Raw genomic sequence first — 13244 nt, 5'->3', positions numbered from 1 at the left:
TCTTCCTGAACGGCCCGGCACGGTACGGGAGTCGGCGGATCTTCGGATCAGCGGGCGGCGCTCTTGTGCAGCGCCTTCTCGACGCCGTTGGCCCACAGCTGCTCGACCTTGGCGCGCTCGGCGGCGTCGGGCTGCGAGTTGGTGCAGGAGGTCCCGGGGCCGTGACCGGACATCAGCTGGCTGCAGGGGCCGTCGTAGGTGTCCGGGAGGCCGAGGACGTGGCCGGTCTCGTGGGCGGTGACGCGGGTGGAGTCGTACTCCTCGTTCTGCGCGTAGTCGAGGAAGATGTACCCGTTGCCGTGACCGTCGGTCGAGGCGTACGAGCCGCGGGGGTCGTTGCCCTCGCGGTACTCGAAGTCGGCGTTGGAACCTTCCTGGAGCTGGACGTTGGCGACGGCGCTGTTCCAGATGCCGACCGAGTTGGCGATCTGCTCGGCGAAGGCGGGGGCGCCGGAGGCGTCGTAGGTGACGGTGACGGCCTTGATGCCCGGGTTCTCGGCGCGCTTCTCGGCGACCGACTTCATCACGGCCTCGAAGAAGGCCGCGTTCGCCTTCGCCTCCGCCTTCGAGCCCTGGTACGCGGCGGCCGAGGTGGTGGCGGTCGGCGCCTGGGCGGCACCGGCGGGGGCGGCACCGAAGGCGGCGAGGGCACCGGCGGTCAGCGCGATACCGGCGGAAGCGGAGACGAAACGACGGGAGAGCTTCATGGTGGGGGGACTCCTACTCGTTCTGTGGGGGCGAGAACGGTTGGCACAAGGAGTGTCATGGAGGAGCGAAGCCGCCGGATGATGCCAAAGTGCGATAGGGGCCGCCTATCCCCCCTGGGGCAACGGGCTTGTCCTGCACGGCAGTTGGCGAGGACAGCCGTCCGGAGGCAGCCATCAGGAGGTGCCGGTCGGGCGGAAGCCGCTACCGGACCCGCCTCTTCGCCCGGGCGTCAGGAACCCGCCCCTTCCACCCCGGCCCCCTCCGCCTCGCGCAGGGCCCTCGCCAGCCGGTCGCGGATCTCGGTCTGGGCGGACAGCCGGGCGTCGAGCACGGCGAGCCGCTCCCGGGCGACTTCCAGCCCGCGGCCGCTGGGACTCGCCGCGGCGACATCACCGTCCAGGCAGGGCAGGAAGACCCGGACATCCTCCAGGGTCAGCCCCGCGGCCAGAAGGTAGCGGATATTGCGGACCCGGACCACCGCCGAGTCCGCGTAGTGCCGGTAGCCGTTGGCGGCGCGCGTCGAGGAGAGCAGCCCGGCCTGCTCGTAGTGGCGCAGGGCCCGTGCCGTGGTCTCCGTGGCAGCCGCCAGCTCGCCGATCCGCATCCGCCCACCTCCGGCCGCCATGCCTATCACGCCACCACGGCACCGCCGTCCACCGCGAGCACCGCTCCGGTCACGAACGAGGCCTCCGCACCGGCGAGTCGGGTGATCGCCCAGGCCACCTCCGCCGGCTGCCCGATCCGGCCCAGCGGGGTGTGCGCCACCTGCCACGCGCGCACCGCCGCCTGCCGCTCGGCGCTGAGCCCCTGATGGTCGCCGATCGGGGTCTCGACGGCGCCGGGGGCCACCGCCACCACCCGGATACCCCGGGGCGCCAGTTCGACCGCCCAGCTGCGGGTGAGCGATTCCAGTGCCGCCTTGGTCGCCGCGTAGACGGAACTGCCGGGCCAGGCCCGCTGGCCCACCGATGTACTGACGTTGACGATCACCCCGCCGGAGGCCTCCAGGGCGGGCAGCGCGGCCTCGGTCAGCAGGACGGGCGCGACCAGATTGGTCGCGAGCTGGGGGCCGATCGTCTCCGCACCGAGCGAGCCGAGAGGGCCGCCGCGGACGACGGCGGCGTTGTTGACCAGTACGTCGAGTCGCCCGTGCGCCTCCAGGACCCGGCGGACGATCCGCTCCGGCTCCCCCTCGGCGGTGAGGTCCCCGGCCAGCGCGGTGATCCGGGGATCGGCCGCCGAGGTCTCCCGGAGCGGGCCGAGGCGCCGCCCCACCACGACGACCTCCGCCCCTTCGGCCGCGAAGGCAAGGGCGGTGGCCCGCCCGATCCCGGTACCGCCCCCGGTGACGAGAACGGTCCGGCCGCCCCGCGGCCCGCGACCGCCGTCCTCGCCGCCGTGCGGCTCGCTGTCGCCGTCATGCCGTACGCCGCTGTGGTGTTCCATGGCGAAGAGGGTCCGACCCTGCCGCCAGCGGCAGGGTCAAGTCCGCGTCGTCCGCGTCGTCCGCGTCGTCCGCGTCGTCCGCGTCGTCCGCGTCGTCCGCGTCGGCTCTTCGGGGACGGCGGCGCGGGAGGAGGCCGGGGGAGACCGCGTGCCCGGCGAGGCCAACGTGCCCGCTCCGCCCGGTGGTTCAGGCCGTGACGGCCGCCGGTCCGAACCAGCGCGTCAGCGCCCTGCCCAGACTCTCCGCGTCCGCCTGCGCGTCGGTGGCGCCGGTGGCGGGCGGTGCCCAGGCGAGGTAGCCGTCGGGCCGGATGAGAAGGGCCTCGGGAAGGGGCGCGGCGGGGCTGCCCTCGCCCGGGGTGTGCTTGGCGGAGACGGCGATGACGCGGTCCGCCCACCCGGCGGGGAGCGGCTGCGCCGAGGCGGAGCCGGGCGCGGTGAGATGGAGCGGCCTGCCGTCGAGGAGCAGTTCGGCGATCCGGGTACGGGTGCCGTCCTCCAGGGTGAACGCGGTCTCGGGGTCGATGCGGCAGCCGAGGAGGGGATGGGGCTGCTCCTGCCCGGTCTCCATGTCGTAGCGGACGGTCAACCCGCTGACGTGACCGGCCAGATGGTGCGCGGCCTCCGGGTAGGCGAGCAGCTCCCGCAGGGTGGCACGCAGGGGTTCGAGTTCGTCGCCGGTGAGGTAGAGCGTGGAGGCGGCGTGGGTGTCGCGGAGCAACTGCTGCCCGATGGGGTGGCGTTCGGCGTGGTAGCTGTCGAGCAGGGCGTCCGGGGCCCGGCCGCCGAGCACCGCGGCGAGCTTCCAGCCGAGGTTGGCGGCGTCCTGGATGCCGGCGCTCAGCCCCCAGCCCGCGAGCGGCGGCGTGTGGTGCGCGGCGTCCCCGGCGAGCAGCACCCGGTCCTTGCGGTAGTGGGTGGCGAGCCCGGCCGCGTTGTCGAAGTGGCAGATCCACCGTGCCTGCGCGTGGTGCAGCGACTCGCCGGTCATGCGCTGCCAGGCGTCGGCGACGTCCTCGTAGGTGAGGGGCCGCTCCAGCCGGGGCGGGAGCGACTTGTCGTGGATGAGGATGCGGTAGTACCCGTCGCCGAGGCTGACGGAGAGGATCATGTTGCCGCCGGGGATGCGCTGCCCGGTGGGGCGCTGGCTGACCTCGGCGCCGGTGATGTCGGCCATGAACATGCCCCGGGTCGCCTCCCAGCCGGGAGCCTTGATGCCGGCCGCGGTGCGGATGGTGCTGCCGCCGCCGTCGCAGCCGACCACGTACGCGGCGGTGTCCTCGAAGGCGCCCTCCGGTCCGTCGAAGTGGACGGTGACGTGGTCGGGGTCCTCGGTGAGGCGCGTCGCCGCGTAGCCGCGCCGGATGGGGACGCCGAGTCCGGTGATCCACTCGGTCAGCAGTTCCTCGGTACGCGACTGGGGCAGACCCAGCACGCCCCGGTGGTTCTCCGTCAGCGCACTGAGGTCGATGCCCACGCCGCCGAAGTGCCCGTTCTGGCCCCAGCGGATGGTGCCGAGACGGCTGAGGAGTCCGCGCTGGTCGAATATCTCGGCGACGCGTTTGGTGAATCCGAGCGCCCGCGATTCCCCCGACGGTGCCGGAAGCTTGTCGTAGACGACGACGTCCGCCCCGCCGAGGCGGATTTCCCCGGCGAGCATGAGTCCGACGGGCCCGGCCCCGACGATGATGACGCGATTCTCCACGTTGCGGCTCTCCCGTGTGAAGTGAATTCTGCCTGAGGTGCGCGACTGCGGGCACCGGTCAATTCGGTTCGGTGTGACGTGAATTGAGCGGTGCGGTGTGCTGCGGCGGGCGGGGTGGGGCGGATTTTTCGTGAGGGTAGCCGGTCGGGTGCGCCCGTGCGAGTGCGGTGTTTCCGCGGTTGAACGGGCAGGTGGCGCGGCTCGGTGTGTGGTCCGGGTACGCGTTGACGGCGGGGCGGGTCGGTTGCTTGGTTGTGGGGGCTGGATTCGGGGTGTGGCTTTTCGATGTCGAGGGGGCTGTGATGGAACATGTGGTGTCGGCGGACGGGACCGCCATTGCTTACGAGCGAAGGGGAGAAGGCCCTCCCCTGGTGCTGCTCGGCGGCGGATTCCGGGACCACCACATCTTCGATTCGATCGTCGCCGAGTTGGAGGCGAATTTCACGACCTTCGCCTATGACCGCCGGGGCCGCGGGGAAAGCGGTGACGCCGAGAAATACGCGGTGGAGCGCGAGGTGGAGGACCTGGCCGCCGTGATGGAGGCGGCGGGCGGCGAGCCTTTCGTCTTCGGGGGATCGAGCGGCGCCCTGCTGACCCTGGAAGCGGCGATGGTGGGCGCGCCGATGAGGAAACTGGCGCTGCTCGAACCGCCGTACCGGGTGGCGGGCCATGTGGGCCCCCCGCCGGGTTTCGCGGAACGTCTGGACAGTCTGCTGGAGCAGGGGCGCCATGGTGACGCCGCCGAGATGTTCCTGCTCGAACTGGTGGGTTTCACGCCCGAGATGGTCGAGGAGTGGAAGAACTCGCCGATGTGGGCGGCGAACGAGGCGGTGGCGCACACCCTGCCCTACGACACGGCGGTCTGCGGCGACGGACGTCTGCCGGTCGAGCGGCTGGCCCGGACGCAGGTGGAGACGCTGGTGGTCAGCAGCACGCGGACCGGCGACTGGCTGCGCGCGGCCTCCCAGGAGACGGCGAAGGCACTCGGGCGGGGCCGGCATCTGGAACTGCCCGGGGTCTGGCATCGCGTACCGCCCGAGGTGCTGTGCCCGGCGCTGATCGAGTTCTACACGGACTGATCCGCTCTCTGCGGCGGGGGTCCGGTTCGGCACGGCAGCAATTCCCGGGAGAGCGGCTCTCTGAACTTCCGCTCTCCCGCTTCTCATGCCGCCCGCCATTCTTTTCTCTCTTGTTCCTCTCCTGACTTTCCGATGCGGTCTGCGGACTGCGGTCGTTCTGTTCTTCTGTCTTTCTGTGGTCTGTTTCGTCTGTCGTCTGTCGTCTGTTGTTTACGGGTTCCCGGGTTTCTTCCCTTCCCCGTCGTGGGGTTGGGGTCGCGTTGCGGTGTGTGGGAAGGGCTGATCGGTGTGGGTGAGTTCGGCGAGCGCGATGGCTCGGGCGTGTGGGAGACCGACGTGGTCATCGTGGGCGCGGGCCCGGTCGGGTTGATGCTCGCCGGGGAGCTGCGGCTGGGCGGCGTGGACTGCGTGGTCCTGGAACGCGAGGCGGTACCGGTCGACCAGTCGCGCGCGCTGGGGTTCACCGCCCGGACGATCGAGGTCTTCGACCAGCGGGGCCTGCTGCCGCGTTTCGGGGGATTCGGCACGATCGACATGGGGCATTTCGGCGGGGTCGGCCTCGATTACCGCGAGGTGGAAGGCGGCTCGTACGGGGCGAAGGCCGTACCTCAGTCCTTGACGGTGGCGGTCCTGGAGAAATGGGCCGAGGAACTCGGGGCGCGCATACGCCGCGGGTGGGAGGTCACGGAATTCACCGAGGAGGACAAGGGGGTGGTGGTCGAGGCACGTTCCGTAGAGGGCGGTCAGGTCCGTGTGCGCGGGGCTTTTGTGGTCGGATGCGACGGAGGCAGAAGCCTGGTGCGCAAACGGGCGGGGGTGGAATTCCCCGGTTCGGACGCGGGCGTGGAGATGTCCTTCGCCGAGGTGGAGGGCGTACGGGTGCGTCCCCGCCCCAACGGTGAACGCGTACCCGGCGGAATGGTCCTCTGCTTCCAGCAGGGCCCCGAACGCTTCAGGGTGACCTACTACGACCGTGCCGCGGTACCGCAGCGCGAGGTGGTCCGCCCGTCCTTCGAGGAAGTGGCCGAGGCCTGGCTGCGGTTGACCGGTGAGGACATCAGCGCGGGACGGCCGCTGTGGGTCGGGCGGTTCACGGATGCGAGCCGCCAGGCGGTGACGTACCGACGCGGGCGGGTGCTGCTCGCGGGGGACGCGGCCCATGTGCATCTGCCGATCGGCGGCCAGGGCATGAGCGCCGGTGTGCAGGACGCGGTGAACCTCGGATGGAAACTGGCGGCCGAGGTGCAGGGCTGGGCGCCGGGGGGCCTCCTCGACAGCTACCACGAGGAACGGCACCCGGTGGGCGCACGGGTGCTCACCAACACCTTGGCGCAGCGCACCCTCTACCTCTCGGACGATTCGATGGACCCGATGCGCGAGGTCTTCGAGGAGCTGACCGCGTACGAGGAGGTACGGACCCACCTGATCGGCATGGTCACGGGCCTGGACATCCGCTACGAGGTCGGGCCGGGCGACCATCCCCTGCTCGGACGGCGCCTGCCCGCACGGCAGTTGACCGGCCTGGACGGTACACCGGTCGAGGCGTTCACCCTGCTGCACCGGGCGCGGGGCGTCCTGCTGGACTTCACCGGCTCCACCGCCACCGGGGGTGCTCCCTGGGCGGACCGGGTGGACACCGTTGCCGTCCGGTGCACGGACACGGCCGCGCGGGAGCTGTTCGCGGGCGTGGGGGCGGTCCTGGTGCGCCCGGACGGATACGTGGCCTGGGTGGGCCGGGAGGACCAGCCCCCGGAGGGGCTGACCGAGGCCCTTGCCCGGTGGTTCGGAGTCCCGGCCGCGGCCTGAGGGCCGGTGCGCGATGTCGGCCGAGGGGTGCGGCAGCTGCTGGCTCCGGCGCGGCCGGCGTGATGGGCAAGGTGTGCGGGTGTGCAGGTGTCTGGTCCGTGGCGATGAGGGGTGATGAGCGTGTCGGGTGGGCGAGTTGCCCTGGTGACGGGGGCGAACAAGGGGATCGGACTGGAGGTGGTGCGGCAGCTCGCGGGGCTCGGGGTGGAGTGCCTCCTCGGGGCGCGGGCGGAGGTGCGGGGCAAGCGGGCCGAGGGGGAGTTGGCCGCCGCCGGTCTGCGGGTGCGGGCGGTGCGGCTGGATGTGACCGACCCCGTGTCGGTGGCCGCGCTCGCGAAATGGGTGGAGCGGGAGTACGGGCAGCTGGACGTGCTGGTCAACAACGCCGGAATCGTGGGGAGTTTCAACGGTCCTCCCAGCGAGGTGGGCGGGGAGGACATGCGGGAGGTCTTCGAGACCAACGTCTTCGGTGTGGTCACGGTGACCAACGCGATGCTGCCGCTGCTCCGCCGCTCTCCCGCGGGCCGCATCGTCAACCTGTCGAGCGACGCGGGTTCCCTCACGCTGAACGCGGATGAGCAATCCCCTTTCCGCGGCTACAACCTGATGACGTATCAGTCCTCGAAGACGGCCCTGAACGCCCTGACGGTCGCCTACGCGAAGGAGCTGCGCGGGACGGGAATCAAGGTGAACTCGGCGAACCCCGGATTCACGGCCACGGACATCAACGGTCACCGCGGGCACCGCACGGTCGAGGAGGGCGCCCGTATCGCGGTCCGCCTGGCGACGCTCGGCCCCGACGGCCCGACCGGCACCTCCCAGGACGACAACGGCACGGTTCCTTGGTGACGCCGTGACGACGAGGAGTCGCAGAAGCGGCGGGGCGTGAAGTCCCCGAGGCGTAGGCAAGGGGGAGGAGCTGCGGCGAGAGCCGGGGCCCGAACCGCGCTCCCGGTGGCGGGATCGATGGAGGTGTGCCGGGGCCCGGAGGCGGGCGAGGTGGTCGCGCCCCGGGAGACGGGCATCGCCGTGTCGCAGTTCCCCGGGGAGTCGGTGCTGACCTGACCGAGAACGGGCCGAGGATTCTCGCCCGCCGGAGCGTGGAGGTGCTGGGACTGTGAGAGCTGTCGTCGTCTGGTGGGATCTGGAGGGCTCGGGCCAGACCATCTCCGCCCTGCGGGGCTCGCTGGAGGCGGAGGGTGCCGCGTCCTGGGAGCGGGTCGAGGGGCTGTGCCTGAAACTCTGGGTGGCTGATCCGACGGGCAACCGGTGGGGCGCGGTGATGGTGTGGGAGCGGGAGGTGCCTCCCGTGGGCTCCCTGCCCGCGAACCGGGCCGCTGAGCTGATCGGTTCTCCGCCCACCGTGCGCGTCGAGTTCGAGGTGGAGGCGGCGGTGGCGGGCTCGGCGTGGGGCGCGCTCGTGCCTCAGACGGAGGGGTGAGGCGCTGTGGGCCTGCGGAGACCCGGATGTCCGATCACTGTGTGTGATGGTGCGGCTGCTCTGTCGGTCTTCCTCGTCGGCCCGGCCGAGGCGGGGCTCCGCCTGTGCTGACCCCTCCCGCCCTGTTGCTCCTCGCGTTCCTCCGTCCGCTTCGCCGGGGTGCCGGTCGCTCCTGGCCGCCGGTTCTGCGCGCGTAGTGCTTCACGTCGGCCCTCCGCGCCCGTGATCGGGGCGGTGTGGGCAGGCGGCTGGTGGGGTTCTGTCGGTACTTTGTTTGTATGAGTTTCGTGGGGTTTGGCGAGTTTGGGGCGCACGCCGGCGCCGGCACCGGGTCAGGGGTGGGGCGGTACGAGCGGTTGATGTTCTGGGTGGTTCTCGGGGTACCGCTGCTGTTGCTGCTGATAGATCTGGCGGGCGGGAGGACGATCCGGATCAGCGGGCTGATGGTCGCCGCCCCGCCGCTGGCGGCGGTGTTCTGCGGACCGGGTGCGGTGCTGGTCATCGGCCTGGCGACGCTGGGCTCCGTGGTGGTGGCGTCCTGGTTCAACGGTCTGGTGGGGGTGGCGAACTTTCCGGTGGTCGTCGCGACGGCGGTGCTGATCTGCGGGGCCTCGACCATGGCGAGCGCGATCCGGCGGCGGCGCGAGCGGGAGCTGACACGCGTACGGCGGGTGGCGGAGGTGACACAGCGTGTCCTGCTGCGGCCCTTGCCCCACCGGGTGGGGCCGCTGGCGGTGGCGTCCTGCTATCTGGCGGCGGAGGAGGAGGCCGCGATCGGCGGGGACCTGTTCGCCGCCGCCTCGATGGGGACGACCGCCCGGGTGCTGGTGGGTGATGTGCAGGGCAAAGGGCTGTCGGCGGTGGCGACCGTCTCGGATCTGCTGGGCGCCTTCCGCCGGTCGGCCCGCAGCCGTACGCCGCTGCCCGAGCTGGCCCCTTCGCTGGAGAGCAGTCTGTGGGAGGACCTGGAGGAGCGGGGGAGTGAGGACAAGGAGGGGGCCGGGGCCGAGGGGCGCGGGGTGAAGCGGCGCCAGCTGGAGGGGTTCGTGACGGCCGTGGTGGTCGACCTGCCGGAGGGCGAGCACCGTATCCAGGCGCTGAACTGCGGGCACCCCTCGCCGCTGCTGCTGCGGGACGGACAGGTGACCGAGCTGGCCGCGAGCCGCCCCGCGGTGCCCCTGGGGCTGGGTGATCTGGCCGCGGAGCCGGTCCGGGTCGACGCCTTCGACTTCGCTCCCGGTGACACCCTGCTCCTCTACACGGACGGGGTGATCGAGTGCCGTGACGCGGCGGGGTCCTTCTATCCTCTTGCCGAACGCGTCGCCCGTTGGACCGACCGCGACCCCGAGCGCCTGCTGGCGACGATCCGCGAGGACCTGCGCTCCTTCGCCCACCCGCGCCTGGAGGACGATGTCGCCCTGGTCGCCATCCGCCGGGATTCCTGACCGCCCGACGGTCTGACGGCTGGGGGTCCTGACAGGCGGGGCTCTCGAGAGCCGGGCATGGAGATCCTGAGCTCTGCCCGTCCAGCAGGAACCGATTATTCGCCGCTGTGCACCCTTCGCTGCCGGTACCTGGTCCTGACTCTGAGACCTCCGGCGGCCTCACCGCACGTCACCGATGAGTACGGGCCGTGGCCGGGGCGCTGTCCGGCGTCTTGACGGCGGGAGCGCCTCGTCAGGCTGGTTCCGGTATCCGGTTTTAGGCTGGTTGGGGGAGATGCCTGGCCAGGTGGGGGAGGGCGCGGGAGGTGGTGTGTCATGGGTTCGGTGCGGTTGCTGAGTGTGGTGCCGCGTGACTTCCGGGCGCCCTTGATGTCCTTGGCACGGGAGGTGGGCTTCCCCGCCGACGCGCGGGTCTGCGAGGCGGGTGGCGTGGCGGACCGCTTCTGGGTGGTGCGGTCGGGGGTGGTGTCCCTGGACGTGTGGGTGCCGGGGCGGGGAAGACTGGTGGTGGATTCCCTGGGGCCGGGCGACCTGCTGGGGTGGTCGTGGCTGTTTCCGCCGTTTCAGTGGGACTTCGGGGCGGAGGCGTTCACGCAGGTGCGCGCCTACGAGTTCGACGGTGCCTCGGTACGGCAACTCTGCGATATGCAACCGGCGTTGGGGGTCATGCTGTTGCGGGGCGTCGCGGAGGTGCTCGCGGAGCGGTTGGGTACCACGCGGGCGGAGCTGGTGGAGCAGCATCGGACGCACAGCGGTCCGCTGCCCTCCTGACCGATCCGGAGTCTTCTCCGCGTCAGGGTTCCGGCCCCCGGTCGCGGGCGTCAAGTGGCCTGCCCTGACGCCGGATTCGCGCTTCCGGGCGTCAACTTCCTTATGCCCCCGGTTCCTTGGTCGTGGCGGTGTCCGCAACCCCTGCTTGCTGGGGGAGTGGGGGTGAGTCTCGGCTGCCCCGGTTCTGGTGAGTAAGGTTAGCCTTACTTTACGATGCGGGGTTGTGTGTCCTGACGTGCCCTGGCCCTTGGCTCGACGGATGTCTGGACGCGTGACGGGACGGAGCCGGATGCGGCCCCGGGGGACGTGGGGAGGAAGAGGCGATGCCGTGAACGGGGGCTGGCGAGTAAGCGGCTTCCCGTACCGGCGGGGGATTTTGTCGGCGGGGCTTCTTGTGCGGGCGGGCTTGTGTGTCGTTGGTTTCTGCGGGCGGGTGAGTGAGTAGTGCGTACCAAGGGTTCTTTTCCCGGTGACCATTCCGTTTCTGTTTCCCCTTCGGGTTCCGCTCCGGATTCACCCTCGGATTCGGGATTGGGATTGGGATCGGTTTCGGATTCGGGATCTCCTTCTGCTTCTGCGGAGGTTGTTGCCGGGTCCGGCAATGGTGTGGTGCGGGTGTTGTTGCGGGGCGGTGGCCTGGTGGTTGTGGGTGGGGTGCTGTTGGTGTTGGTGGTGCTGAGCGTGGGAGTGGGGGTGAAGGGGGTTTCGTGGGGCGAGGTCTGGCGGGCCTTGTGGGGTGACGACGGTTCGTATGCGGCGGGTGTGGTGCGGGAATTGCGGGTGCCGCGGACCATGGTGGGGCTGTTGGCGGGGGCCGCGCTGGGGGTCGCGGGGGCGCTGATGCAGACGTTGACGCGTAATCCCTTGGCGGATCCGGGGTTGTTGGGAGTGAATGCGGGAGCGTCGGCGGCGGTGGTTTTCGCCATCGGTTTCCTGGGTGTGGGGAGCTTTCTGTCGCTGGTGTGGTTCTCGTTCGCGGGGGCGGCGTTGGCGAGTGTGGTCGTGTATGTGCTCGGGGCCTCGGGGCGCGGGGGGCCGACTCCGGTGCGGTTGGCCCTGGCGGGGGCGGCGGTGAGCGCGTCCCTGGGCGGGCTGATCGCGGGGCTGACGGTCTTCGACGCGGCGACCTACGACTATCTGCGGTTCTGGATGGTGGGGTCGTTGGCGGGGCGGCGGCCCGAGCTGGTGGGCGAGTTGGCGCCCTTTGTCGGAGTGGGACTGGTGTTGGCCCTGCTGCTGGCGCGGTCGCTGAACTCCCTTGCGCTGGGGGAGGAGTTGGGGAGAGGGCTCGGGGTGCATGTGGGGCGGACGCGGCTGGGGACGGTCGTCGCGGTGACGCTGCTGTGCGGGGCGGCGACCGCGGCGGCGGGCCCGATCGGCTTCGTGGGCCTGGTGATTCCGCTGGTGGCGCGTTGGCTGGCCGGGCCTGATCTGCGATGGAGCCTGCCGTACTGCATGCTGCTCGCGCCGGTGCTGCTGCTGGGCGCGGACATCGTGGGGCGGCTGGTGCTGCCGGAGGGGGAGTTGGAGGTCGGTGCGGTGACCGCGCTGATCGGAGCCCCGGTGTTCATCGCGATGGTCCGCCGCCGCAAGGAGGTGTCCCTGTGACGGCCGCCCGGGTGTCCGCACCGACCGAGCCCGAGTCCGAGTCCACCGCCGCGCCCGCCGGTTCTGCCGCCGGGGGTGCGCAGGCGGCCGGGGGGATGTGGTCCCTGCGGTGGCGGGGTGTCTCGATGCGGGTGCACCGGCGTACGGCGTGGGTGTGTGCCTGGTGCCTGGCGTTCGCGGGCGTGCTCCTTGTGGTGAGCCTGTGCACGGGGGCGTACGCGGTGGCTCCCGCGCAGGTGGCGCGCGCCCTGTTCTTCGGTACGGGTGATCGGCTCGCGGTGTTCTTCGTGACCCAGGAGCGGCTGCCGCAGGCGCTGCTCGCCTTGCTGGTGGGGTGCGCGCTGGGGGTCAGCGGCGCGGTGTTCCAGAACCTCTCGCGCAATCCGCTGGCCAGTCCCGATGTGATCGGCTTCAACAGCGGGGCGGCGACGGGTGCGATCGCGGTCCTGGTGGTGGGCGGAAGCAGTGCCCAGGTCGCGGTCGGGGCGATCGGCGGGGGGCTGGCGACCGCGGCCGTGGTGTTCCTGCTGGCGAGCAGGGGCGGGTTGCACGGTGTGCGGCTCGTGCTGATCGGCCTGGGGGTGACGGCGATGCTGGGGTCGGTCAACTCGTATCTGCTGACCCGTTCCACGCTGCACAACGCGCAGAACGCGCACATCTGGCTCATCGGTACCTTGAGCGGCCGTTCCTGGGGGGCGGTCCAGGTCATGGCCGTGGCGCTCGCGGTGCTGCTTCCGGTGAGCGTGGTGATGGGGCGGCGGCTGCGGATGCTGGAGATGGGCGACGACCTGGCCCGGGGGCTCGGGGTCGGCGTGGGGCGCAGCCGTCTGGTGCTGACGGTGCTGGGTGTCGGGCTGTGCGCGGTCGCGGTGGCCAGTGCGGGACCGGTGCCCTTCGTGGCCCTGGCCGCTCCGCAGATCGCGATGCTGGTCGCCCGCAGCCCGGGGGTGAGTCTGATGGCGGCCGGGGCGAGCGGGGCGCTGCTCCTCTCGGCGGCGCATCTGGTCTCCAACCAGGTGCTGCATCTGTTCGCCCGGCTGCAGTTGGTCGACGACAGCCGGCAGGACAGTCAGCTGCCGGTCGGGGTGACCACCGCGGTCCTCGGCGGCGTCTACCTCGCCTGGGTCCTCTTCCGCAGGCGCCGCACCACCGTCTGACCGGCGCCCCGCAACGGCCCCCGGAGGCACGGCTCCCGGTCGCGCCGGGGCCCAACTCGCCACCGGAGAAGCGCCGTT

Annotated in this window: 12 protein-coding genes; 8 read left to right on the top strand and 4 right to left on the bottom strand. The window is 71.4% G+C overall.

Annotated elements, in window-relative coordinates:
* Window positions 1-47 precede the first annotated feature (47 nt).
* The 4 genes from snpA to MID12_RS00230 all read right to left on the bottom strand — a co-directional run bounded on the left by snpA (window position 48) and on the right by MID12_RS00230 (window position 3859).
* Window positions 48-707: a snapalysin gene (gene snpA, locus MID12_RS00245; RefSeq protein ID WP_040246006.1), complete on the bottom strand. Its 660-nt coding sequence runs from the start codon at window positions 705-707 to the stop codon at window positions 48-50.
* 230 nt (window positions 708-937) lie between these two features.
* Complete coding sequence (locus MID12_RS00240) at window positions 938-1312, bottom strand: MerR family transcriptional regulator (protein WP_263172767.1); 375 nt, start codon at window positions 1310-1312, stop codon at window positions 938-940.
* 26 nt (window positions 1313-1338) lie between these two features.
* Complete coding sequence (locus MID12_RS00235) at window positions 1339-2154, bottom strand: SDR family NAD(P)-dependent oxidoreductase (protein ID WP_263163976.1); 816 nt, start codon at window positions 2152-2154, stop codon at window positions 1339-1341.
* A 187-nt stretch (window positions 2155-2341) separates the two neighbouring features.
* Window positions 2342-3859 carry an FAD-dependent monooxygenase gene (locus tag MID12_RS00230; RefSeq protein ID WP_263163974.1) on the bottom strand — a complete coding sequence of 506 codons (1518 nt, stop codon included), beginning with the start codon at window positions 3857-3859 and terminating at the stop codon, window positions 2342-2344.
* A 302-nt stretch (window positions 3860-4161) separates the two neighbouring features.
* Here MID12_RS00230 and MID12_RS00225 point away from each other — a divergent pair, with 302 nt between their 5' ends.
* From MID12_RS00225 to MID12_RS00190, 8 genes are all read left to right on the top strand, one after another.
* The gene (locus tag MID12_RS00225) at window positions 4162-4938 is read left to right on the top strand and encodes an alpha/beta fold hydrolase (protein WP_040246003.1); all 777 of its coding nucleotides are present in this window, start codon (window positions 4162-4164) and stop codon (window positions 4936-4938) included.
* 288 nt (window positions 4939-5226) lie between these two features.
* Window positions 5227-6744, top strand: coding sequence for an FAD-dependent monooxygenase (locus tag MID12_RS00220; protein ID WP_263163971.1), 1518 nt, complete (start codon window positions 5227-5229; stop codon window positions 6742-6744).
* A gap of 114 nt (window positions 6745-6858) precedes the next feature.
* Window positions 6859-7593 carry an SDR family oxidoreductase gene (locus MID12_RS00215; RefSeq protein WP_263163969.1) on the top strand — a complete coding sequence of 245 codons (735 nt, stop codon included), beginning with the start codon at window positions 6859-6861 and terminating at the stop codon, window positions 7591-7593.
* Between the two features lie 268 nt (window positions 7594-7861).
* Window positions 7862-8185: a hypothetical protein gene (locus MID12_RS00210; protein ID WP_040246001.1), complete on the top strand. Its 324-nt coding sequence runs from the start codon at window positions 7862-7864 to the stop codon at window positions 8183-8185.
* Between the two features lie 359 nt (window positions 8186-8544).
* Window positions 8545-9630, top strand: a complete 1086-nt coding sequence (locus tag MID12_RS00205) for a PP2C family protein-serine/threonine phosphatase (RefSeq protein WP_052481995.1) — start codon at window positions 8545-8547, stop codon at window positions 9628-9630.
* A gap of 315 nt (window positions 9631-9945) precedes the next feature.
* Window positions 9946-10401, top strand: a complete 456-nt coding sequence (locus MID12_RS00200; protein WP_263163966.1) for a cyclic nucleotide-binding domain-containing protein — start codon at window positions 9946-9948, stop codon at window positions 10399-10401.
* Between the two features lie 606 nt (window positions 10402-11007).
* Window positions 11008-12009 carry a FecCD family ABC transporter permease gene (locus MID12_RS00195; RefSeq protein ID WP_263172765.1) on the top strand — a complete coding sequence of 334 codons (1002 nt, stop codon included), beginning with the start codon at window positions 11008-11010 and terminating at the stop codon, window positions 12007-12009.
* Between the two features lie 95 nt (window positions 12010-12104).
* Window positions 12105-13166 (top strand): FecCD family ABC transporter permease, encoded by a 1062-nt coding sequence (locus MID12_RS00190; protein WP_411577031.1) that lies wholly within the window; start codon window positions 12105-12107, stop codon window positions 13164-13166.
* Window positions 13167-13244 lie beyond the last annotated feature (78 nt).

It is taken from the genome of Streptomyces sp. SCSIO ZS0520, from assembly GCF_025643355.1.
Lineage (GTDB): Bacteria > Actinomycetota > Actinomycetes > Streptomycetales > Streptomycetaceae > Streptomyces > Streptomyces physcomitrii.
This window is presented reverse-complemented; position numbering and strand designations above follow the sequence as displayed.